The organism is Bacillus cereus group sp. MG9 (assembly GCF_040459995.1).
GTDB classification, from domain to species: Bacteria; Bacillota; Bacilli; order Bacillales; family Bacillaceae_G; genus Bacillus_A; species Bacillus_A mycoides.
On sequence record NZ_JARVHC010000001.1, the window covers coordinates 1,830,900 to 1,854,934 of the forward strand.

The window sequence follows — 24,035 nt, forward strand, 5'->3', positions numbered from 1 at the left end:
AAAATATTACATTACGAGGGCGGGCTGATAATAAGTAAGGGATGGATAAAAAACCATTGATTAAAGTTTCATTATAAATACTAAGTGTAGTAGAAGTTCAGTTAGATAAAATTCGGTAGTCGAATTTTTTTGCATAAAGCTGTATAATGCTTGTAACGAAAAGGAAATACAGGAAAGGATATGTAATGAGTTACTATGGATAAGGATAAACAACAATTAAGCGTTGAAGTTGCAAGATTATATTATCAATCAGATTATAGTCAGCAAGAAATTGCTAATAAATTAAATATTTCAAGACCGACGATTTCTAGATTATTGAAGTATGCGAAAGAAAAAGGATTTGTTCAAATTAGTATAGCTGATCCATTTGCTGACTTAGATAACGTTGGGAACTTACTTAAAGAAAAGTACAACTTGTTAGAGGCGCATGTTATATTTTCTCCAGTACCAGAATATGCAACGATTACGGAGTATATTAGTAAGTATGCTGCTGAGTATATGGAAAAGACAGTGAAAACTGGTGATATCGTTGGTGTAAGCTGGGGAATGACGATGTATGAAATCGCTAGAAAAATCGTACCGCAACATGTGAAAGGTGTAGAGGTTGTCCAGTTAAAAGGTGGCATTAGTCACTCAAGTGTAAATACATATGCGAATGAAACGATCGCGTTATTTGCAGATGCTTTTCAAACGACGCCAAGAAATCTACCTCTTCCAGTTATATTTGATAATGCGGTGACAAAAGAATTAGTGGAGCAAGATAGACATATTCATCACATTATTGAAATGGGAAAACAAGCGAATATTGCAATTTTTACTGTCGGAACAGTGCGTGATGAAGCGTTATTATTCCGATTAGGATATTTAGATAAGGATGAAACTAGCTTACTGAAAAAACAAGCAGTCGGTGACATTTGTTCACGTTTCTTTGACGGAGATGGAAATATTAGTAGTGAAGAAATTAATAAGCGTACAATTGGAATTGAGTTAGAGGAACTTAAATTAAAGAAACGTTCTATTTTAGTTGCAGGTGGTAATAGAAAAATAAAAGCAATTGACGGTGCGTTACGTGGCGGGTATGCAAATGTACTAATTATAGATCAGCATACAGCGAAAGAATTGTTACATTATCAAAAAGATTAGAAATAAAAGGCTTTCTCAAAATATTAATTTTGAGAAAGCCTTTTATTTTTAGTATGAATAAATCAATGTGTAGTACCTTGTAAAGTATTTGTAAGGAACGCTCTTTGATTGATCTCCTTTTTCAAAAATTAGTGAGTTAGCCATAATATCTCTATCTACAAAACTCCAGCCATCTTGCTCCATCATATCGATAAAAGGTTCCATTTTTCCGCGCTTTACTAAGTAGGGGTATTGATTATCTATCGGTTCTACTTCCACCATTTCTTTATCTTGAATAACCATCTTAGACATAGCTAAAGCAAATGGAACTGGGTTTCCTTCTTGGAAAATAACATCCCTTTTATAAAAAATAAATATGGGTAGTGAGGTGCATACTAGCAATGTGAATATAAAGAATTTTGACTTAAACAAGTGGTTCACATCCTTTATTTACAAGCTTATACTACTTTCAATGTATTACTAGAAATTCCCTTCTAAAAAAGAATGAACAAAAGTTCAAAAGTGTATTTACATTTGTTCAACTAAGGGTTAGAATGAAGTTGTTAAAAGATATGAGGAGTGAAGATAATGAACATTGCAAAGTTAATTGATCATACAATTTTAAAACCAAATTCTACAAAAGAAGATGTTATGAAAGTAATCGAAGAGGCAAAGCAATACAAATTTGCTTCAGTTTGTATTAATCCTACATGGGTAAAGCTAGCTGCTGAAGAATTAGCTGGACATGATGTAGACGTTTGTACTGTAATCGGTTTCCCATTAGGAGCAAGCACTACTGAAACAAAAGCATTCGAAACAAAAGATGCTATCGCAAAAGGTGCAACTGAAGTTGATATGGTAATCAACGTAGGTGCTTTAAAAGATGGAGACAATGAGTTCGTTGAAAAAGACATTTATGAAGTAGTAGAAGCAGCAAAAGGAAAAGCTCTTGTAAAAGTAATCATTGAAACTTGCCTTCTAACAGATGAAGAAAAAGTTCGTGCTTGTGAATTATCAGTAAAAGCTGGCGCTGATTTCGTAAAAACTTCAACTGGATTCTCAACTGGCGGAGCAACTGCTGAAGATATCGCGTTAATGCGTAAAACAGTTGGACCAAACGTTGGCGTGAAAGCATCTGGCGGCGTTCGTACACGTGAAGATGCAGACAAAATGGTAGAGGCTGGAGCTTCTCGCGTTGGAGCAAGTGCTAGTGTTGCAATCGTATTAAATGATGCAAAAGGTGCTACAGATAACTACTAATCAATAAAGAGTGAAGAGCAATAGATACACAACGTATAGTGTATCTATTGCTCTAACAATTGAAAAGAATGTAAGCGGATACGAATGGGAGGAGACGGCTTATGAAATACTTAATCGGTGTTTTAGGCCTCGTATTGATTTTAGGTATCGCTTGGCTTGCTAGTAATGATAGAAAGAAAGTCAAATATCGCCCAATCATAACGATGGTTATATTACAATTCATTTTGGGGTTTTTATTATTAAATACAAGCGTAGGGAATATATTAATTAGCGGAATAGCAGATGGTTTTGGAGAATTATTAAAATATGCCGCTGATGGTGTGAATTTCGTATTTGGTGGATTAGTAAATCAAAAAGAGTTTTCATTCTTTTTAAGTGTATTAATGCCAATCGTATTTATATCAGCTTTAATAGGTATTTTGCAACACATTAAAGTATTACCTATTATTGTGAAATCTATCGGTCTAGTATTAAGTAAAGTAAATGGGATGGGGAAACTCGAATCATATAACGCGGTAGCTTCTGCGATTTTAGGACAATCTGAAGTGTTTATTTCAGTTAAGAAACAACTAGGATTATTGCCAGAGAAAAGAATGTATACATTATGTGCATCTGCAATGTCTACAGTATCTATGTCTATCGTTGGATCATATATGGTGTTATTAAAACCGCAATATGTTGTAACCGCTTTAGTGCTTAACTTATTCGGTGGTTTCATCATTGCTTCTATCATTAACCCGTACGAAGTTACTGAAGAAGAGGATATGTTAGAAGTACAAGAAGAAGAGAAAAAGACATTCTTTGAAGTATTAGGGGAATACATTATAGATGGATTTAAAGTTGCGATTACAGTAGCAGCTATGTTAATCGGTTTCGTTGCCCTTATCGCATTCATTAATGCAGTATTTAAAGGTGTAATCGGTATCTCATTCCAAGAAATTCTTGGTTATGTATTTGCACCATTTGCATTTATTATGGGTGTTCCATGGCATGAAGCAGTTAACGCAGGGAATATTATGGCGACAAAACTTGTATCAAATGAATTTGTTGCGATGACAGATTTAGCAAAAGGAAACTTTAATTTCTCAGATAGAACGACAGCGATTATATCTGTATTCTTAGTTTCATTTGCAAACTTCTCTTCAATTGGAATTATTGCTGGGGCAGTTAAGAGCTTAAATGAAAAACAAGGAAATGTAGTCGCAAGATTTGGTTTGAAATTACTTTTCGGTGCAACATTAGTAAGTTTCTTATCAGCAACAATCGTTGGCTTATTATTTTAACAGATTCATATAATATAAAAAGGAATGGTGATTGTAATGAGAATGGTAGATATTATTGCGAAAAAACGTGATGGAAAAGAATTAACAACTGAAGAAATTAATTTCTTTATTAACGGTTATACAGACGGAAGTATTCCTGACTATCAAGCGAGTGCACTTGCAATGGCAATTTTCTTTAAAGATATGACGGATCGTGAACGTGCAGATTTAACGATGGCAATGGTTGAGTCTGGGGAAACAATCGACTTATCAGCAATTGAAGGCATTAAAGTAGATAAGCATTCAACTGGCGGTGTTGGTGATACAACAACATTAGTATTAGGACCATTAGTCGCTGCTTTAGATGTACCAGTAGCAAAAATGTCTGGTCGTGGTTTAGGACATACGGGCGGGACAATTGATAAATTAGAAGCGGTAGAAGGATTCCACGTTGAAATTACGAAAGAACAGTTCATTGATATTGTAAACCGTGACAAAGTGGCTGTTATCGGACAAACAGGAAACTTAACACCTGCTGATAAAAAGATTTATGCATTACGTGATGTAACAGGAACAGTAAATTCAATTCCTCTAATTGCAAGTTCAATTATGAGTAAAAAAATTGCAGCTGGTGCTGATGCAATCGTACTTGATGTAAAAACAGGTGCTGGTGCATTTATGAAAACCGAAGAAGATGCAAAAGAATTAGCTCATGCAATGGTACGTATCGGAAATAATGTTGGACGTCAAACGATGGCAGTAATTTCAGATATGTCACAACCTCTTGGTTTTGCGATTGGTAACGCTCTAGAAGTGAAGGAAGCAATTGATACTTTAAAAGGCGAAGGTCCAGAAGATTTAACAGAATTAGTACTTGTATTAGGAAGCCAAATGGTCGTACTTGCGAAAAAAGCAAATACATTAGAAGAAGCTCGTGAAATGCTAATTGAAGTGATGAAAAATGGAAAAGCAACTGAGAAGTTTAAAGAGTTCTTAAGCAACCAAGGCGGAGACAGCTCAATTGTAGATAATCCAGAAAAAATGCCACAGGCGAAGTATGTAATTGATGTACCTGCAAAAACTTCAGGTGTGATTTCAAACATTGTTGCAGATGAAATCGGTATCGCAGCTATGTTATTAGGTGCAGGTCGTGCGACAAAAGAAGATGAAATCGATTTAGCGGTAGGATTAATGTTACGTAAAAAAGTTGGCGATGCAGTAAAAGAAGGCGAGCCGTTCGTAACGATTTATGCAAATCGCGAAAATGTAGAAGATGTAAAAGCTAAAATTTATGAAAACATTTCTATCGCTGAAACAGCAGTGGCTCCTAAATTAGTTCATACAGTTATTATTGACTAATCATAATTACATTTACTTTGAGGAGGAAATAATATGGATAAGAAAAAATATATCGAAGAAGCAAATAAGATGTTATCGAAAGCTTATATTCCGTATTCTAAATTTCCTGTTGGTGCAGCGCTAGTTACGAAAGAAGGTAAAATCTATACTGGTTGTAATATAGAAAATGCTTCTTACGGTTTATGTAACTGTGCAGAAAGAACAGCAATATTTAAAGCAGTATCAGAAGGTGAGCGCGACTTTAGTTACTTAGTCATTACAGGAGAAACTGACGGACCTATTTCACCATGTGGTGCTTGTAGACAAGTTATTGCTGAATTTTGTGATCCGAAAATGCCAGTTTTACTAACGAATGTAAAAGGTGATGAAAAAGAAGTGACTGTGGAACAGTTACTGCCAGGTGCCTTTTCAATTGAAGATTTAAAATAAGTTAAAAGGCCATTCCACAATTAATAGTTGTGGAATGGCCTTTTTTATTTTCAATAATAGAATGTAATAATCTGTTCATATTCCGTTCATAAACTTTGCGTAAAATGATTGCAGTGAATATGGAAAGTGACGATATAAATTGTCGTTCTACAGCAGGAGGAATATGATGAAGAAATTATATAATGCAGCATTCATTTACTTAATTATTGGTTTATTATCAGGTGTATTTGCAAGAGAGTATACGAAAGCGCAAGGCATTAAAGGATCCACTATGTTGCAATTAGTGCATACACACGTATTAGTGCTCGGCTTTGTATTCTTTTTGGTCGCTTTAGCTCTATTTAAAGTATTTAATGTCCGTGAAACAAAAAGTTTTCGTGCGTGGTTTGTTGTTTATAATGTAGGATTAATTTTTACTATTGCTACAATGGTATTTAGAGGTATTCTACAAGTAAATGGAACTGACTTTAATGGTTTAAGCCATATGGCTGGTTTAGGTCATGTCATTATAAGTATTGGGCTCGTTTGGTTTATGATTTTGCTCAAAAAATCTTTTAAATAGATAGGAGTGGAGAGTATGAGTTTAGCACTTTTATCAAGTATAGTAGCGGTTTGTATGGCCGTTGGAGTTATGTTTCTTCGCTTTAAGTCAGCGAAAAAACCGGTAACGAAAAAGAAAATTATATTACCGCCAATTTTTATGAGCACTGGTGCAATGATGTACTTCTTACCAGAGTTTCGATTAACGTCTTTAGAAATAGTAGAGGCAATTAGCGTAGGACTTATTTTCTCTATATTTCTTATTAAAACATCTAAGTTCGAAATAAGAGGCGAAGACATATATATGAAACCATCAAAAGCGTTCATATTTATTTTAGTTGGTTTATTAGCTGTCCGGGTAGCATTAAAATCATATTTAAGTCAATCAATTGATTTAGCACAATTAAGCGGGATGTTTTTCTTACTCGCATTTGCGATGATTGTATCGTGGAGAATTGCGATGTATCGCTCGTTTACTAAATTAGAAAAGACAATAAAAAGAGCTGGAATTTCTATATAGGAATTTCAGCTCTTTTTATGTTTTATACGATTGTTTTTTTAGCTTTGATTTCATTTGCTTAATTTTAAACGTATTTGAGCATCTTGTAATGCAACTGGTGTAACATTAAGGCCATTTTGATCAACGATTTTTGTGTTTAATAAAATGGAATCTAAGCTCCCGCGAAATGTTTTTGTATAGTTTTGACGCAACATTTGTTGTTCTTGTTTTTCATCAACTGTTAATCCAGATGTTCTTTCTTTTTTTGATAATTCGTTAATACGGAATAAAATGTTTTTCATTTGTTTTCACCTCTAGTTAGATTTAATTACATTAGTTACTTACTAATGTATAGTTATTTTAACCTATCTTTTAATAAGTGTCAATGCCTATAAACATTAAGTGTATGGGGTGATAAAGAATGAAAAAACTACAAATACTTGAAATAGAAAAGATGTTAATATACAATACCTAAGTAGGGTATGTAGGGTATTGTTTTACTTTATGAGAGTAATAAGCAAAAAGGAGTATGTAATAATGAATTCAGTAATTTCAAGGAAAGAAACAATCATATCATATAGCATTGCAATTCTATTTATATTAGCGATGGTTACAGCTGGTGTACTATTAGATGATCCAGAAGTAATTTTGCCGGAAATAGCTGCGATGGCAATAGCTTTATGGGCATATCGTGAGCCGGGATGGCTAAGACAACCAGAAAAAATCTTTATTGCGCCGTCAATAACAGCTGTTATTGGTTTTGCAGTGAATCAAATGGATATTTCCTATATAGGAAAAGTTAGCTTAACACTTATATTAATGATGTTGTTTTTACGTGTTATTCAATCCAATTTAGCACCATCTATTGCGACAGGTTTATTACCATTAGTAACAAATGCGACGGAATGGTCATTTGTTATCTCAGTCTTCGTTTTGACATTTATTTTAATGATTGGTGTTCTTATTTTTAAATTGAATAACGGTATTGAGAGAAAAGTTAAAATCCAATATAAATATATGGTTGTATTTCTATTTTTAAATTTTGTATGGATCAATTTATGTTGGATAACTGGTTATGAACAATTAGCGGTTATTCCGCCAATTCTAGTCGTTGTGTATGAATCACTTCAAAAACCGATGTACAATGAAAAAATGGCATTTAAACAAATACTAGTATTAACTACATCAGCAACTGTTGGAACGTTATTGTACTTTGCGATTGATTCATGGATTGTAGTCACTTTATTCAATATGATATTAATGCTAATTTTATTGAAAATCGTTGGAGTACGTATTCCAGCAGCGTATGCATTCCCATTACTTCCGCTCGTATTTCCTGATGAAATGATAAAGATGTTACCAGTAGGTTCATTTGTTGCGGGGGTATTCTTATTTGGTACAGTACTACTGTATAAAAAGTGGGAGATGAAGCAAAAGGGCATGCAGAAGAGTTAAATATAATTGGTAAAAAGGTAAGTTCAAGTCACTGGAACTTACCTTTTATATTTATACCCAATATAAGGATATATCATAAAGTCCAACTAAAATGAGTAGTACCCCTGCTATAAGTTGAATGTTTTTTCCTATTTTTCGGCTCTTTTTAAGTAGTGTGTCATTTAATCCAAGGTAGGAGATGATGAACATTAATATAACGATAGGTAGAGCAGTTCCTATCGAAAAGAATGTCGGAAACAAGTATCCATAATTAGATGAGAAAGATAAAGGGATTAACGTTCCGAAAAATAGAACGAACATAGTCGGACAGAAGGCTAAGGAAAAAAAGAATCCAAGTAAAAATGAGCCAACCTCATTTTGTTTTCGTATAAATTTGATTGAGAAGAAACTTCTTCCTTTTATAATACCTGCCAACATTAGCGCCATTAAAATTAATAAAGGTCCAATTATTTTTCGTAACCATGGGAAATACAAAGTTAATATTTGCTGAATCTCTTTTCCTAAGAACTATACTAATAGTCCAAGTGTCGTAAAAGCTATTATTTTTCCTAAAATGAATAACAATATATGTTTCCATGCATGTCCCTTTTGTAAAGATTGATTGCCATAAAGTGAAACTTTAATCAGTGGGGGTTTTGTTCATCCCTCACTGATTATTAGTTGAACCAATCGGGCATTTACGGGCAGTTGATATCCCACCTAACTTCTTTGTACTATCCGAATTTTGAGGTGGGAGTTTTACTGCCCGTTAATGCGGGATAAAGTGTAATAGCGCTAATGCTTCCTGTTAATTGGCAAGGAGCAAGGGTACCTACAATGCCTAATAAAAACGCAAATAAAAGAGGAATTGATTTCGTAGCATTCGCGATATCCATTAAAGGAGACATGAGTTGATAACTCCACTCGCTAACTGTTGAAAACACGTTATATTCACCTTTCTAACTAGTTATATTGTAATGTTCCATTTTTAGTAATCTGCTTCCACGTTTTACCGTCATCCATAGAAAGAAAGACATTTGCTTTCATTGTAGCAAAAACTATTTCAGCTGAATTTTGAGGATTTTGTGATATGTACATAATTGTATCTTTAGAATCTAAAGATGGAATCTGTAAGTTTGTTTCTTCATTTGTAGCAATTGATTTCTTCGTAATCAGTTGCTCAGTTTGCTTATTAATAGAGGCATAGATAATGTCTTCATTACTTAATGTAACTGCGGTCGATTCAACTGGTTTAGAAAATAGTTCAAATGTATTTCCATAATCTGTAGACAAATATACACCGTCTTTAGCACTTACCGCGACTACACTAGATTGATCTGGATGTGCTGAAAAGGAATGGATTGTACTTGAAAGACCGTTTAATTTACTATTTTTCCAATCTTGTCCGTTGTTCGTACTGAAATAAAAACCTTGTTGTAATTTAGAATTTGGACGCTCATTGTATAAATAAATTGCTTCCGTATTATATCCGACAGCAAGGTTATGAAAATCAGATTCTCCATAAAACGCTAGCTTTTCGAGGGTATTACCGCCATCAGAACTTTTCATTAGCCCTAAAGGATTTTTTAAATTTGCACCTGGTTCAGGATGACCGCTGGCAACGAATCCATTCTTTGTTGCCTGAAATCCCATGTAATCATGTAGCTCAGTCGTAGTTTCAAACCATTTACCATCTTGATAAACTTTTATACCACTGTGAGTTGCGATAGAAACCCCAGGCATATTTCCCGCGTAGCCAATTCCATGAATGTGCTCGATTTTTCCAGAGGTAATTTCTTTATAGAAGTTTTGCGGAATCGTATTTGCTGTTTCTTTATTTTTTGGCTGAGATTGCACCGTTTCTTTTTTAGCTGGTGCTGTTTCAGCATTACTAGAACATTCTGTAATTATTAATAAAGAAGTAATTGCTAACCCTGTTGCTACATAATGTTTCACTTTTGTAGACTCCTTTCCATATATATGAGATTTTAAGTATATGGAATAAATGTCAAGAAATTGTGGAGTGGTATGCATAATTTAGAGTGGAAGGGGCCCTAGTAATGAAGATTTTCTTTTCTCTATGAGCACTATTAATTGACGAAAAATTATAACAATAATAGAATGAATTATATTGGATAATCAGTTTCAAAATTATACATAGAATGCTAGGGGGATTATTATGAAATCAACATTTTTTGCTCAAAATAGAGAACGATTAGTAAACACATTACCGGATGAATCTATTACTATTTTATTTGCTGGGCAAGCACCTCATATGTCAGCCGATGCACATTATAAATTTGTGCCGAATCGAAATTTTTACTATTTAACGGGAATCGATGAGCCAAATGTTATTTTCATGTTGAAAAAGTTTGGAAATAGTGTGGAAGAAACTCTTTTCATTGAAAAATCAGATCCAGTAATGGAAAAATGGGACGGTAAAACAGTTTCTAAAGAAGATGCAGAACAAATTTCAGGCATAAAAAAAGTTGTATATATAGAAAGCTTTGAGAAGACAATGGCAAATACACTTTTCACAGAAAATGTGAAGCATCTGTATTTAGATTTAGAGCGTCGTGAGTGGAAGGGTACTGAGACGAAAACGTTAGCGTTTGCTAAATATGTAAGAGAACAGTATCCACACGTTTTAATTGGTAATGTATATCCGTATATTTGTGAATTACGAGTGTTTAAAACGGAAGAAGAAATTGAAATCATTAAAGAAGCGATTGTTGTAACTAAAGAGGGTATTTATAACGTGCTGAAGCATGCAAAAGCAGATGTGATGGAATATGAATTAGAAGCTCATTTTGATTTTACGCTTAAATCATCTGGAATTAAACATCATGCATTCAATACAATTTTGGCGAGTGGTAAAAATGCTACAGTCCTTCATTATGAAGATAATGATGCACAAATTCAAAATGGTGATTTAGTGCTGCTCGATTTAGGTGCTCAAAAAGATTACTACAACGCTGATATTAGTTACACATTCCCAGCTAGTGGAACATTTTCTAGTCGCCAAAAACAAATATATAATATAGTGTTAAAAGCATTGAAAGAAACAACTGAGCTTATTAAGCCAGGATTAAAGTTTACGGCATTAAATGAGCATACAAAAAAGGTACTAGCAGAAGAGTGTAAAGCAATTGGTTTAATTCAAGAAGATGAAGAGTTATCAAAATACTATTATCATGGCGTCAGCCATTTCCTTGGTTTAGATACTCACGATGTAGGAACATACAAAGATAGAGTGTTAGAAGAAGGTATGGTTATAACAATCGAACCTGGTCTTTATATTGAAGAAGAATCAATTGGAATTCGTATTGAGGATGATATCCTTGTAACAAAAGATGGGTATGAAAACTTGTCAAAAGATATCATTAGAGAAGTTGAAGAGATTGAAGAGTTTATGAGTGAAAATAATGTGAATGTAAAAGAAGATGAAGTTGTTACGAAATAATTATTAGAAGAGGCGCTCAATTTTGGGCGTCTTTTTATTTGGGCCATTTTAAGCCTCCATATTTTCTTGAAAATTGTCTTCTATAATAATCTTGAAAAAGAAAAAGGAGGGATTTTCATTGAAGAGATTTGTATTAACAGCAGTTACAGTCTCCGTAATATCTTTAATTGCTGCATGTTCTGCGACCACGAATACAACAAATGATCATAAAAATATGGACGATAAAAAAACAACACAGACTGAAACGGCTACAAAACCATTGAAAGTTGTAAAAGGGCCAGAAGTTACTTTAGTAGCGAAAGAAGAAAAGCAAAAGCTAAGTAACGGTGTTATTGTTCCAGTCTGGACATTTAATGGCTCATCCCCAGGTCCAGAAATTAGAGTGGAAAAAGGTGAAAAGGTTAAAGTGACATTAAAAAATGAATTATCTGCACCAGTATCTATTCATTGGCATGGGTATCCTGTCCCAAATAACATGGATGGAATTCCAGGTGTGACGCAAGATGCGGTTGAACCTGGAAAGAGTTTCACCTATGAATTTGAAGCGAACGTACCAGGAACATATTGGTATCATTCGCATCAAGATTCTGTGAATCAACTAGATAGAGGTTTATATGGTGCTCTCATTGTAGAAGATACTAATGAAAAATATGATAAAGATTACACATTAATGTTGGATGAATGGGTTACAGATAAAGAAGAAATTAATAAGCAGTTAAAAGAAATGACAAAAGGGCCAACAGGTAATAAATCTAAGGGTAATGAAAATACGAAAAAGAATGATGATATGAAAGGCATGGATCATTCCGGTATGGACAGTGATAAAAAAGACTCTAGTAATATGGCAGGAATGGACCATGGAAATATGAAGATGGAAGGTCATGATATGAGTATGTATGACTTATTCACAATCAATGGTAAAAGCGGAGATTTAGTAGAGCCATTAAAAGTGAATAAGGGTGATAAGGTTCGCCTTCGACTCGTTAATGCGGGTTATCTATCACATGATATACACGTTCACGGTCATGATTTAAAAGTAATTGCAACAGATGGTCAACCAATTAATGATCCAAAACTTATAAAAGACAAAGTAATTTCAATTGCACCGGGTGAACGTTATGATATTGAATTTACAGCTAACAATCCTGGGAAATGGTACGTTGAAGACCATTCAGAAAGTAAAGGTGCAAAAGGAATGAAAGCTGTTATTGAATATGATGGCAGCAAAGAGATGAAAGACAAAGCAGATGAAAAAGAAAAATTACCGAAATTAGATATGACGAAATATGGTGCTAAAAAACTAGGTAGTTTCACGTTAAATCAACAGTATATTGCCACATATAATATGGACTTGAATACGCAAATGAATGGAAATGAAATGGTATATACAATTAACGGAAAGGTATTCCCAGATATTGACCCAATTTCAGTGAAAAAGGGTGACTTAGTAAAAGTAAAATTAGTAAATCGCTCTAAAGCGGACGATCATCCGATGCATTTACACGGTCATTTCTTCCAGGTGTTAAGTAAAGACGGAAAACCGGTAGAAGGTTCTCCAATTGTGAAAGACACTTTGAACTTAAAACCAGGAGAAGAATATGAAGTAGCCTTTGTAGCAGACAATCCGGGTGAATGGATGTTCCACTGTCATGATTTACACCATGCTTCAGCGGGGATGGTAACAGAAGTGAAATATACAGATTATAAATCTGATTATGTTCCAAACCCTAACATTCCTAATAAGCCAGAATAATATGAAGCAGTTATCCTATGGATAGCTGCTTATTTATTTTCGTTGCAAGTGTTAATGCATATGTTGATCGTGCCCGGATGAAGATGGGGGAGTATGATCGGGGAATGTCACGAACACGGCAACGATAATTACCACACTAATTGAAAGTAATAATAAAAAACGCCGTTGGATAAAAGTAGAAAAGGTTTCTGATAAAAGTTGAATTATACAGGACATAGTTATTGTTATAGTAAGTAAAAGACTAATGAACAGTATACTGTGGGCTTGTTGAGCGTTTAACATTTCTGTAATCATAGCTCCCATCATACTTGCCATTAATCCAGAGAACAGTCCTTCTAAAGCAGTATATAGGTGAAAACGTAGACCGACTAAAAAACCGATAAACCCACTAATCAAAATAGCAAGCAAAGTAGAATATAGTAATTCTCCTTTGAAGAGAATCCCTAAATAAAAACCTATACTTAAACCGATACACATACTAAAAGACATAATAAATACCATATACTCCATTAGGGTACCCTTACGTTTAGAAATATATGATGTAATAATAATCGAGATACAACAAAGTGTTAAGGCAGTTAACGTATAAGCGAACATCATGATACCTCCCTGTCCTATCATTCACTTCATCATATGTTCAAATGGAGAGTACTTATGCTTATTTATATCTGCATATTATCTGCACAATTTAAAAAAGGTAAGTTCAATATAATTTTCAAATAATGATGGTTCTCTTAGTGGACGATGCTTCATAAAGAATTGTTGTATTTTTATTTTGAAAGAATATATGTAAGCAAGTAGTAGTGAATGGAAAAGATGTTCGATTTTTGAGCGTCTTTTTTGTCTATAAGCATGAGAAAGAAAGTGTTATATAATGAGTTTCTATTGTGAAGCTATAAAGAATAAGCGTATAATATTATAGGTCTCTCATTTGTGAGGCAAACCGCGAATGATAAATAAGATGGTTGTTTTATCATCGCTTCTAAACAGATAGACAATGAAAGTAACACTGGAATACAGATAGGGAGTTAGAAGATGAAATTAATTATTGCCGAGAAACCAGATCAAGGTTTGGCTCTTGTTTCACAGTTTAAATATCGCCGGAAAGATGGGTATTTAGAAGTAGAAGCAAATGAGTTATTTCCAAATGGAGCGTACTGTACATGGGCAATTGGTCATTTGACGCAGTTATGTAATCCAGAACATTATCACGCTGAGTGGAAGAAATGGTCACTTAATACATTGCCGATGATTCCAGAGCGTTTTCAATTTGAGGTAACAAAGTCAAAGTATAAGCAATTTAACGTTGTGAAACAGCTGTTACATAATCCACAGGTAACAGAAATTATTCACGCGGGTGATGCTGGGCGTGAAGGGGAACTGATTGTAAGAAATATTATTAATCTTTGCAACGTGCAAAAGCCAATGAAGCGTCTTTGGATTTCATCTTTAACGAAGCAAGCTATTTATCAAGGATTTAAAAACTTACTAGATGAAGCAGATACGATTAATACGTATTACGAAGCATATACAAGATCTTGCGCTGACTGGGTCGTTGGTATGAATGCATCGCGTGTCTTTAGTATTTTGCTAAAGAAAAAAGGAATGAATGATGTGTTTTCCGCTGGTCGTGTACAAACACCAACATTAGCACTCATTGTAAAGCGTGAAAAAGAAATAGAGAACTTTAAGTCAGAGCCGTTTTGGGAAGTGTTCGCAACCTTTAATATAGAAGGAAAGAAATATGAGGGGAAATGGGAGAAAGATAATGAGTCCCGCTTAAATGACCCTGATTTGGCAAATAAAATTGCAGCGTTTTGTCAAAACAAACCGGCTGTAGTAAAAGAAATGAAAACGGAGCGTAAAGAGTTTCAGCCGCCGTTTTTATTTAATTTATCAGCACTGCAAGCGACAGCGAATAAAGCCTTTAAATTTTCACCAAAAAAGACACTTGATATAACGCAAGCACTATATCAAAAAGGGATTGTCTCTTACCCTCGTTCGGATTCTAACTATGTTACACAAGGAGAGGCAGCGACGTTCCCTGATATTTTACAGAAGTTAAGTCAGTTTGATGAATATAAAGGTTTATTGCCAGCACCAATTGAATCGATTATGAATAATAAGCGTTATGTGAATGAAAAGAAAGTTACAGATCACTACGCAATTATACCGACAGAGCAAGTTACAAATCCAAGCAAACTATCAGGTGATGAAAAGAAAATTTACGATATGATCGTAAGAAGGCTGATTGCGGCGCATTATGAAGTAGCAATCTTTGATTACACAACGATTACAACTCTTGTAGACGAACGTGCTGCGTTCATTTCGAAAGGAAAACAGCAAATTCAAGAAGGTTGGCGTAAAGTTATTTTCCAAGACGATAAAGATGACGAAACAATTCTTCCAATTGTAGCTGAAGGTGAACAAGGAAAAGTTGTAAAGGTGAAAGTGAAAGAAGGAAAAACACAGCCACCGAAACGTTATACAGAAGGACAACTCATTACGTTAATGAAAACGGCCGGTAAGTATTTAGAAAATGAAGAGCTTGAGAAAGTATTGAAGAAAACAGAAGGTTTAGGTACTGAGGCCACTCGTGCTGGTATTATTACAATGCTGAAAGACCGTAAATATATAGATGTACAGAAAAACCAAGTGTACGCAACCGATAAAGGGAAAGTATTAATTACAGCAATCGGTGATAAAATACTGGCTTCACCAGAAATGACAGCAAAATGGGAGCAACGCCTTGCGGAAATTGGAGAAGGTACAGCTTCACCAGCGACATTTATGGAGCAAACGAAAAAGCTATCAGCTAAAATTATTGAAGATGCGGTAGAAATGTCGGAGAAATGGGATTTCACCGGATTACATGTTGAATCGATTGAGCGAAAAGGATCGAAATTTACAACAGGTAAAAAGGTCGGGAACTGTAAAAAATGTGATGGCGATGTTATTGATAAGTCGACGTTTTACGGTTGTTCTAACTACAATACAACACAATGTGACTTTACCATCTCGAAGAAGATTTTAAGCAAAGCTATTTCGCAAAAAAACATGACGAAACTATTAAAAGGTGAGAAGACCGATTTAATTAAAGGCTTTAAAAAAGGCGAGAAAACGTTTGATGCGAAGTTAGAGTGGAAAGATAATAAGATTAATTTTGTGTTTGAGAATTAAGTGGTTTCAACAAATGAAAAAGCTCTTTCCCGAGTAAAATGTGCTGTATTAGGTTTGAAAATATAGATAGAAAAGAAAAAGCATGACAATTTTATGTCATGCTTTTTTATTTTATAATTACAGAGTTTTGTACACTAGCACTAAAATTCATTTGAAATAATTGTTTGAAAAGATGGTATGAAATAGTGTTAAGTAGCAATAAAGTCTTTTAAAATATAAAAAAGTTGTTTAAAGATCCTTCTTTAACTAAACGGCAGGTTAGTTTTAATACAATGTTTGTTTTATCATTTAACCAAAGTGATAGAAGGTCAAAGAAAAGGCAGTAATAAAGAAGTGCCATTCCTAATGTGGACTGGCACTTGGTAAGGTGTAAAATTCATTATTTGATTTCGGCTGAGGAATTTGATTCATCTATTTTTCCTGTACTTTATTATGATTCCTTAGACAGCCTTTTCTGTTTTAAATACCCATTGTTGGAGAGGTGGTTGATAATACGGTAGCATCCACCCTAAAATTTTGCCGATAAAATAGGCGGCAATTAGTGTGCCGATTCCGATTGAGCCTAATGATTGAATGAAAACTATACAGATTGCACCAGCCACACAAATGTTTATTAAATCGCTCAAAATTTTTGCTTTACCGAATTTTAAATTAAATTTTTCACTAATTGCATAAGTTAACGCATCATACGGCATTAATGGCAGTTTCGCTGTTGTATAGCCCATTAAACCGACCGCTATAACAAATAAACTAACAATCAAATATACACTTCGAGCAAGGAGAGTTTCAGGTGCAGGGAAAAGTTGTACAAGGAAGAGCGTTGCATCCATGAAAAAACCAAATAAAAACGAAATAATGAATTGACTCACAAATTCATTTAACTCCATTCGTTTACTTAATATCACTTGAATAATAATGTATAAAACATTTGCAAGCGCCATTGTCACACCAACCGATAAACCAATCGTTAGCGTACTTGCATATGCTAATGATGACACAGGCGATACACCAAATCCTGCTTGAATCGACATGCTAATGCCAATCGACATAAAAAATAACCCGAGCACGTATAAGATGATGCGCTTCAAGGTTCTACTCCAATGATTCATAGTATCTCTCACTTTCTAGTTAATATTAGCAATATAAAGACTATAGCTATAGAATTAAATATAACGCTAAATTCGACATATGAAAAATATATATATGATAAACTAATTATATCAAAAAACATATGACGGAGAGATACAATGGATTTCAGGCAATTATATTACTTTAAAGAAATTGTGAAACAAGGAAGCATTTCTAAGGCAGCAGAAGTGCTCCATATCGCGCAGCCCCCACTTAGCCAATTATTAAAAAAGCTTGAAACTGATCTTGGCACAACTTTAATTCATCGATATCGTCAAAAATGGGAGCTTACAGCAACAGGTGAAATACTATACCAATATGCCAATCAAATGTTAATGCAAATTCAAGATGTAAAGCAGCAAATTCAAGAAATTGAACAAGGTATAGGCGGAACAGTAAGTATCGGTGTATCGTCTACATGTTCGAATATGCTCATTGACTATGTTAGTACGTTTAGAACACAATACCCTAATGTCAAAATAAAAATAGTAACTGGAAATTCAGAAGAATTATTAAAAAGACTAGAACAAAGAGAAATTGATGTTGCCTTACTTTTACGATTGGGAAATAGTGAACAATATGAGATGAAAATATTAAAAAAACAACCAACCGCTGTGATTATTCCATCAAGTTGGGCAACATCGTTTTCATCACAGCATGTGACGATTGAACAGATTGCCCAGTTTCCATTCATTATGCTAGGAGCAATGGAAGGACTCTCCTTCAATGAAGACCTTTTCAAAGTATTTGATGAACATCAAGTCAAGCCAAATATCATTATCGAGTGTAAAGATATAAGGATGGTTGTAGCACTTGTTAGTAGAGGACTAGGATTATCCGTTATTCCAAGAATGGATTACACATCATCATTTTTAGAACATACAACGCTTTTTGAATTGAAACAATTTGATTTTCAGTTAGAGCCTGTAATAGTAAAATTAAAAGACCAAAGAATTTCCAAAGTAGCATCTCAATTTTGGGAAATGGTTGATTAGGAGATATGAACAAAGCAAAAATAGCCTTCAATCAAGTAATAAAGACATCTTACGAAAAATTGAGCCGGGATAAAAAGTTCTTTACTTGAGGAAGTTTCAAAACTGACTGTAGCTATATAAATAAAAGGTAAAAAGTTCTTTACTAATTTGAAAAACGCAGTAATTACATTACTTATTAGTAAAGAACTTTTTATACAAGGACATAAGTGGTTTCAACAAATGAAAAAGCTCTTTCCTGAGTAAAATGTGCTGTATTAGGTTTGAAAATATAGATAGAAAAGAAAAAGCATGACAATTTTATGTCATGCTTTTTTATTTTATAATTACAGAGTTTTGTATACTAGCACTAAAATTTATTTGAAATAATTGTTTGAAAAGGTGTTATTAAATTGGACGTTTATATCATTTTGATCATTTCTTTGAATGAGGAATGCTTTTTGTTTTTGCTTGGAATAAAAATATACAACAAAAATACTATCTAAAATAATAAAATTTTATTGCAAAACGATAAATTCTATATTAAAATCAAAAACATAATAAATAAGTGTGGTGCTTTTTATGGAAAAGGTAACAACTTTATTTTTTAAAATAGAGGAGGTATAAATATGGAGGTTAACAATTTAATAATTGAAAATATGGATAACCCTCATGAGTTGGAGAGACTGTATAGAAAAGACCCGAAAGCTTTTAAAAAGTCATTCTCACAAGCATGGGATGAAAACCCTGATTCTCAGCTTCTAGCTGCTTGGTATGAAAGGATGCATTTCAAGGAAACGGAAAATGCAGAAAAAATATCGCTGTTTCAAAAAGGTTTCTTATTCATGGGCATGTTAGCTATTCTAGCTGGGCTAAGCACCAGAATCATTTTTCACTTTGTCGAGCAGGAAGCAATTGCTCCAATTAACCTAGCTTTTGGTGTAATTCCTTTTATTGTTGCTTATTTTATTTACAATAATACTCCGAAAAAAAGTATTATTTATTTCCTTGCGGCGTTGTTCCTAATTTCCGGGTTGTATCTTAATATGTTGCCATTAACTTATAAAGACAGCATTATCCTTGCTTATTTACATCTTCCTATATTGTTATGGGTCTTAGTAGGGTTTGCGTTTACAGGAAATGAATATTCAAAAGGAAGTACGAGATTAGCTTATATTAAATTTAATTTGGAATATGGTATTCTCTACGCCAGCATGGCAGTGAGCGGAATGGTACTAGCAGCATTAACCATGCAGTTATTTAGGTTTGTTGACTTGAATATAGAAGACTTCTATTTTAGTAATGTTATTTTATTTGGTGCTGCCGCTCTCGCTATTGTGGCTGCATACTTGGCATCAATGAATCTTAAACTTGCTAAGAATATTACACCATACATATCTAAAATTTTTAGTCCTCTCGTCCTGATCACATTGTTGATTTATCTTATAACGGTTATATGGGTCGGGAAAAATCCGTTCTTGGACCGCAATTTCCTAATGGCCTTCAACGGAATACTCCTTGGTGTATTGGCTGTTACCATATTTTCCATTGTTGAGAGTGAATCAGACGAGAAAAAGAACATTTCAGATTATATCAATTTTGCCTTAATTGTTCTTGCGCTTATTATTGACACTGTAGCTTTGTCAGCCATCGTATTCAGACTTTCTTCTTATGGGATTACACCTAATAGACTTGCTGTTTTAGGCGTAAACATACTGATTTGGGCAAATCTCATTTGGATTATGTTATCCTATATGCGTTTTCTACAAAACAAATCAGGACCGACAGCTATCCAAGATGCCGTTACGAAGTATTTGCCAATCTACGGACTTTGGGCAGCTTTCGTTATATTTACTTTTCCTATAATTTTTAATTAGAAAGACTTTGTTAACGTAACGACAAGCTAATTTTCTATAACGTATAAAATCCTTAGAGCCGATAAGTATCGTTACTTCTATACTTTCTCGACAATAAAAAAACGTCCCAAAATAGGACGTTTTTTATTATGTATATTGTTGTTTTTTCTTAATAAGCAATAACACTTGTGAAACACAAGCCAGAACGGGCAACTCAATTAACGGCCCAATAACGAGTGCAAGTGCAATAAGAGGCTCGTCTGGAAAAGCAGTCACAGCAATTGCGAGTGCAACAGGCGAGTTTCTCGCTAATGTTGTTAAGCTTAGGCTTACAGTGTCTTCATAGGATAAATGCATCATACGTCCTACAAACTGTCCTAGTATAAAGTTAATTATGAAGAACAGTAATACTGGTATAAGTAACAATAAAACAACATTCATATTTTGTAATAAGTACTTACCTTGTGAGGCAAACATCGCTACTATTGCTAAACTTAAAAATACAATTTGAGCAGAGCTGAAAAATGGAATGAGTTTATTCTCCAGTGTTTCAACTTTTTTCATTTTATGCATAATGAATTTTGTAGCGTGCGCAAGTAAAAATGGTAAGACGATTACGATAACAATACTTTCTACTAAAACAGAAACCGCTACAGTCTTCATTACACCAGCAAATAAAAATAAATATATTGGAAGCAGTAGTACTTGTAAAATTAAATTTACTGATAGAATTGATGTAGATAATGCGACGTTACCTTTTGCAATCTCTGTGAAAATTAAATACCAATCTGTACACGGAGTAACCATTAACATAATAAAGCCGACCCAAAGTGCGGGGTGATCTGAAAGAAATAACGCGCCTAATCCCCAAGCAAGAAAAGGTGTCCATATAAAGTTAATACCTAGGCTTGTTCCAGCGAATTTTAAGTTACGGAAGCCATTTTTTATATCATTTAATGGGATGCTAAGGAATAATCCATAAAGCATGAAAAATAAGAAGGGAACAATAAATTTTTCCGAATACATATGTATCATATTAAATTGTCCTAATATAACCCCGAATATAACAGCTGCAAGAATGATAAAGGTTTGAATCTTTTCTAAAGTACTCATTAATAAATCCTCTCTATAGATGAATTTCTCTCTCTAGTTGTATTATACAAGGGATTTCACTTATGTGTTTTCGAATTTATCATTTTGAATGAGGAAATATATTTCTTTATTCTTTTTAATCCGAGATATTTTTCTTTTTAAGAAGTTACTTGACTAAAGTAAGTGAATGTATTACAATCACTTACATAAGGTAATTAAATAACAAAAAGTTTTGAGTTACTTAGGTTAAGGTATCTATTGGAACTTTTTATTAGAATAAGAATTTTTATGATGATGAATAATGAATATGATAAGAAAGTTTAGGTGAAGAAAATGGGATTATTTAGCTCGTTATTTGGTAAAAAAGAAGAAAATACAAAAGTAGAGGAGAATAAAACAATGTCAAAAGTATTATTTGTAAAAGCAAACGATCGTCCAGCGGAGCAAGCGATTAGTTCAAAAATGTATGAAACATTTGTAAGTGCTTATAAGGAAGCAAATCCGAATACAGAAATTACGGAGTTAGATTTATTCGCATTAGATCTTCCGTATTACGGAAATATCGCTATTTCAGGTGGATATAAACGTAGTCAAGGAATGGAGATAACAGCTGAAGAAGAGAAGGCAGTTGCTACAGTGGATAAGTACTTAAACCAGTTTTTAGAAGCTGAAAAAGTAGTATTTGCATTCCCATTATGGAACTTTACAGTACCAGCACCATTAATCACGTATATTTCATATCTTTCTCAAGCGGGAAAAACGTTTAAATATACAGCGAACGGTCCAGAAGGTTTAGTTGGTGATAAGAAAGTAGTTGTTTTAGGTGCTCGTGGTTCAGATTACTCTTCTGAACAAATGGCTCCTATGGAAATGGCTGTTAATTACGTTACAAACGTACTTGGGTTCTGGGGAATTGCAAATCCAGAGACAGTTGTAATTGAAGGACACAATCAATATCCAGATCGTTCACAGCAAATTGTTGAAGAAGGTTTAGATAACGTTAAGAAAGTAGCGGCGAAATTTTAATTAATGATAGTAAATGTAAAACCAACATGGATGACCATGTTGGTTTTTTAGTCTAATTTCCATGTTAAAAAATGTATATTCATAAAATAAATGAAAAGTTTGAAAATAGTATTGCAAAATATTATATAACAAACTATAATGAGTTCAAGAATAGTTGATACTTAAATTAAATATTCAGAAAATTCAATTAGTTAAAATTGGAAATGAGATAAGGAAATTTGAATGGGGGTTATATTATGACGAATAAAGTACCGTTTTCGTTCATAGTAGTTATCGGATTAATGTTATTTGCACTATTTTTTGGAGCAGGAAATTTAATATTCCCAGCGATGCTTGGTCAATCGGCAGGAGAGAATGTATGGATTGCTAACGCTGGATTTTTAGTAACAGGAGTAGGTTTACCATTACTAGGTGTATTAGCATTTGGGATTTCAGGTAAAGAAGATTTACAGTCATTAGCAAGCCGAGTGCATCCAGTATTCGGAATTGTATTTACGACAGTTTTATACTTAGCAATCGGTCCGTTATTCGCTATTCCTAGAACAGGAAGCGTTTCTTATGAAATTGGTATTAAACCTTTCGTGCCAGAAGGCTTAAGTTCTACAGCGCTAATTCTTTTTACAATTGTATTCTTTAGCATCACTTGTTTTTTTTCGCTAAATCCTGCGAAAATTGTCGATATTGTTGGAAAAATCTTGACGCCAATTAAATTAACGTTTATTGGAATTTTGGTAGTCTTTGCTTTTATTCATCCAATGGGAGAAATGCAAGCACCTGCAGAGGCTTATACATCACATGCGTTCTTTAAAGGGTTCCAAGAAGGATACTTAACAATGGATACGTTAGCATCATTCGTATTTGGTATTATCATTATCAATGCTATTAAAGAAAAGGGCGCAAAAACAAAAAAAGAAATTATGATTGTTTGTGCAAAAGCAACATTGATCGCTGCATCTATTTTAGCAATAATTTATTCAGCACTTTCATTTATGGGAGCTTCAAGTGTTGCAAAACTTGGTCACTTAGATAACGGTGGTGCAGTGTTAGCAAAAGTTTCAAGCTATTATTTTGGTTCATATGGCGGAGTTATATTAGGTATAATGGTTATAGCAGCGTGTTTAACAACTAGTGTTGGACTTGTCTCAGCGTGTTCTTCATTTTTCCATAAGCTATTCCCAAGTATTCCATATAAAACGATTGCAATTATGTTATCAGTTTTCAGTGCAGTTGTTGCAAATGTAGGTTTAACACAATTAATCTCAATTTCAGTTCCTGTATTAACAGCGATTTATCCATTAGCAATCGTATTAATTTTCCTAACGTTCCTTCACCCATTGTTCAATGGAAGAGCTGAAGTGTATCAGGGAAGTTTATTAGTAACATTTATTGTAAGTATGTTTGATGGATTAAGTGCTGCTGGTGTGAAATTAGCAGTAGTGAGCGATATTCTTACTAAGTTACTTCCAATGCATGAGGTTGGATTAGGCTGGGTGTTACCAGCAGTAATTGGTGGATTAATTGGATACGGCATTAGCGTTGTGAAAATGAAAAATGGAGTTCGCCCAGCAGCTAGTGCGAATAAGAAAATAAGTTAAATGAAAAAAGTTATAGAATTTGATTCTATAACTTTTTTTGTTACTATTGATAAGAATAGAAAAAAT

At 33.8% G+C, this 24,035-nt stretch carries 23 protein-coding genes; 15 read left to right on the plus strand and 8 right to left on the minus strand.

What is annotated here, in order from left to right; all coding sequences use genetic code 11:
* Positions 1 to 195 precede the first annotated feature (195 nt).
* Positions 196 to 1,143, plus strand: coding sequence for a DNA-binding transcriptional repressor DeoR (locus QCI77_RS09425; protein WP_113769366.1), 948 nt, complete (start codon positions 196 to 198; stop codon positions 1,141 to 1,143).
* 48 nt (positions 1,144 to 1,191) lie between these two features.
* Here QCI77_RS09425 and QCI77_RS09430 read toward each other — a convergent pair whose 3' ends face one another.
* Positions 1,192 to 1,554 carry a hypothetical protein gene (locus QCI77_RS09430; protein ID WP_113769365.1) on the minus strand — a complete coding sequence of 121 codons (363 nt, stop codon included), beginning with the start codon at positions 1,552 to 1,554 and terminating at the stop codon, positions 1,192 to 1,194.
* Between the two features lie 156 nt (positions 1,555 to 1,710).
* On the opposite strand from QCI77_RS09430, the gene deoC reads away from it, so the two are divergent.
* From deoC to QCI77_RS09460, 6 genes are all read left to right on the plus strand, one after another.
* Positions 1,711 to 2,382: a deoxyribose-phosphate aldolase gene (gene deoC / locus QCI77_RS09435; RefSeq protein WP_113769364.1), complete on the plus strand. Its 672-nt coding sequence runs from the start codon at positions 1,711 to 1,713 to the stop codon at positions 2,380 to 2,382.
* A 101-nt stretch (positions 2,383 to 2,483) separates the two neighbouring features.
* A complete protein-coding gene (locus tag QCI77_RS09440) occupies positions 2,484 to 3,665 on the plus strand; it encodes a NupC/NupG family nucleoside CNT transporter (protein ID WP_000876193.1) in 1,182 nt (393 codons plus the stop codon).
* A gap of 36 nt (positions 3,666 to 3,701) precedes the next feature.
* Positions 3,702 to 5,003, plus strand: a complete 1,302-nt coding sequence (locus tag QCI77_RS09445; RefSeq protein ID WP_353824809.1) for a pyrimidine-nucleoside phosphorylase — start codon at positions 3,702 to 3,704, stop codon at positions 5,001 to 5,003.
* 33 nt (positions 5,004 to 5,036) lie between these two features.
* A complete protein-coding gene (locus QCI77_RS09450; protein ID WP_000358532.1) occupies positions 5,037 to 5,432 on the plus strand; it encodes a cytidine deaminase in 396 nt (131 codons plus the stop codon).
* Between the two features lie 166 nt (positions 5,433 to 5,598).
* A complete protein-coding gene (locus tag QCI77_RS09455) occupies positions 5,599 to 5,994 on the plus strand; it encodes a DUF2871 domain-containing protein (protein ID WP_353824810.1) in 396 nt (131 codons plus the stop codon).
* A 15-nt stretch (positions 5,995 to 6,009) separates the two neighbouring features.
* Positions 6,010 to 6,492: a CcdC family protein gene (locus QCI77_RS09460; RefSeq protein WP_060751261.1), complete on the plus strand. Its 483-nt coding sequence runs from the start codon at positions 6,010 to 6,012 to the stop codon at positions 6,490 to 6,492.
* A 50-nt stretch (positions 6,493 to 6,542) separates the two neighbouring features.
* Here QCI77_RS09460 and QCI77_RS09465 read toward each other — a convergent pair whose 3' ends face one another.
* Entirely contained in the window at positions 6,543 to 6,773 is a 231-nt protein-coding gene (locus QCI77_RS09465; protein ID WP_002035023.1) for a DUF896 domain-containing protein, read from the minus strand.
* Between the two features lie 235 nt (positions 6,774 to 7,008).
* Here QCI77_RS09465 and QCI77_RS09470 point away from each other — a divergent pair, with 235 nt between their 5' ends.
* Positions 7,009 to 7,926 carry an HPP family protein gene (locus tag QCI77_RS09470; protein WP_113769362.1) on the plus strand — a complete coding sequence of 306 codons (918 nt, stop codon included), beginning with the start codon at positions 7,009 to 7,011 and terminating at the stop codon, positions 7,924 to 7,926.
* 51 nt (positions 7,927 to 7,977) lie between these two features.
* Here the strand turns inward: QCI77_RS09470 and QCI77_RS09475 are convergent, their stop codons facing one another.
* From QCI77_RS09475 to QCI77_RS09485, 3 genes are all read right to left on the minus strand, one after another.
* Positions 7,978 to 8,418 carry an urease accessory protein UreH domain-containing protein gene (locus QCI77_RS09475; RefSeq protein ID WP_353825761.1) on the minus strand — a complete coding sequence of 147 codons (441 nt, stop codon included), beginning with the start codon at positions 8,416 to 8,418 and terminating at the stop codon, positions 7,978 to 7,980.
* A 221-nt stretch (positions 8,419 to 8,639) separates the two neighbouring features.
* Positions 8,640 to 8,849 carry a hypothetical protein gene (locus tag QCI77_RS09480; protein WP_133059796.1) on the minus strand — a complete coding sequence of 70 codons (210 nt, stop codon included), beginning with the start codon at positions 8,847 to 8,849 and terminating at the stop codon, positions 8,640 to 8,642.
* 19 nt (positions 8,850 to 8,868) lie between these two features.
* On the minus strand, positions 8,869 to 9,861 hold the full coding sequence (locus tag QCI77_RS09485) for a F510_1955 family glycosylhydrolase (RefSeq protein WP_353824811.1): 993 nt from the start codon (positions 9,859 to 9,861) through the stop codon (positions 8,869 to 8,871).
* Positions 9,862 to 10,084: 223 nt separating this feature from the next.
* On the opposite strand from QCI77_RS09485, the gene QCI77_RS09490 reads away from it, so the two are divergent.
* Together QCI77_RS09490 and QCI77_RS09495 are read left to right on the plus strand one after the other, a co-directional pair.
* Positions 10,085 to 11,368: an aminopeptidase P family protein gene (locus QCI77_RS09490; protein WP_016103158.1), complete on the plus strand. Its 1,284-nt coding sequence runs from the start codon at positions 10,085 to 10,087 to the stop codon at positions 11,366 to 11,368.
* 118 nt (positions 11,369 to 11,486) lie between these two features.
* Positions 11,487 to 13,121, plus strand: a complete 1,635-nt coding sequence (locus QCI77_RS09495) for a multicopper oxidase family protein (RefSeq protein ID WP_353824812.1) — start codon at positions 11,487 to 11,489, stop codon at positions 13,119 to 13,121.
* 51 nt (positions 13,122 to 13,172) lie between these two features.
* Here the strand turns inward: QCI77_RS09495 and QCI77_RS09500 are convergent, their stop codons facing one another.
* A complete protein-coding gene (locus tag QCI77_RS09500; RefSeq protein WP_002141309.1) occupies positions 13,173 to 13,718 on the minus strand; it encodes a hypothetical protein in 546 nt (181 codons plus the stop codon).
* A 438-nt stretch (positions 13,719 to 14,156) separates the two neighbouring features.
* Between QCI77_RS09500 and topB the strand changes: the two genes are divergently transcribed.
* Complete coding sequence (gene topB, locus QCI77_RS09505; RefSeq protein ID WP_002012275.1) at positions 14,157 to 16,301, plus strand: DNA topoisomerase III; 2,145 nt, start codon at positions 14,157 to 14,159, stop codon at positions 16,299 to 16,301.
* Positions 16,302 to 16,741: 440 nt separating this feature from the next.
* Here topB and QCI77_RS09510 read toward each other — a convergent pair whose 3' ends face one another.
* Positions 16,742 to 17,410, minus strand: a complete 669-nt coding sequence (locus tag QCI77_RS09510; protein WP_033708993.1) for a YczE/YyaS/YitT family protein — start codon at positions 17,408 to 17,410, stop codon at positions 16,742 to 16,744.
* A gap of 138 nt (positions 17,411 to 17,548) precedes the next feature.
* On the opposite strand from QCI77_RS09510, the gene QCI77_RS09515 reads away from it, so the two are divergent.
* Together QCI77_RS09515 and QCI77_RS09520 are read left to right on the plus strand one after the other, a co-directional pair.
* Positions 17,549 to 18,424: a LysR family transcriptional regulator gene (locus QCI77_RS09515; RefSeq protein ID WP_000347551.1), complete on the plus strand. Its 876-nt coding sequence runs from the start codon at positions 17,549 to 17,551 to the stop codon at positions 18,422 to 18,424.
* Positions 18,425 to 19,029: 605 nt separating this feature from the next.
* Complete coding sequence (locus tag QCI77_RS09520; protein ID WP_002031260.1) at positions 19,030 to 20,277, plus strand: DUF4153 domain-containing protein; 1,248 nt, start codon at positions 19,030 to 19,032, stop codon at positions 20,275 to 20,277.
* Positions 20,278 to 20,403: 126 nt separating this feature from the next.
* On the opposite strand, the gene QCI77_RS09525 is transcribed toward QCI77_RS09520, so the two are convergent.
* Positions 20,404 to 21,369, minus strand: a complete 966-nt coding sequence (locus QCI77_RS09525; RefSeq protein WP_353824813.1) for an arsenic resistance protein — start codon at positions 21,367 to 21,369, stop codon at positions 20,404 to 20,406.
* A gap of 312 nt (positions 21,370 to 21,681) precedes the next feature.
* Between QCI77_RS09525 and QCI77_RS09530 the strand changes: the two genes are divergently transcribed.
* Both QCI77_RS09530 and brnQ read left to right on the plus strand, forming a co-directional pair.
* A complete protein-coding gene (locus QCI77_RS09530; RefSeq protein WP_016092819.1) occupies positions 21,682 to 22,374 on the plus strand; it encodes an FMN-dependent NADH-azoreductase in 693 nt (230 codons plus the stop codon).
* Positions 22,375 to 22,610: 236 nt separating this feature from the next.
* A complete protein-coding gene (gene brnQ, locus QCI77_RS09535; RefSeq protein WP_016103162.1) occupies positions 22,611 to 23,969 on the plus strand; it encodes a branched-chain amino acid transport system II carrier protein in 1,359 nt (452 codons plus the stop codon).
* Positions 23,970 to 24,035 lie beyond the last annotated feature (66 nt).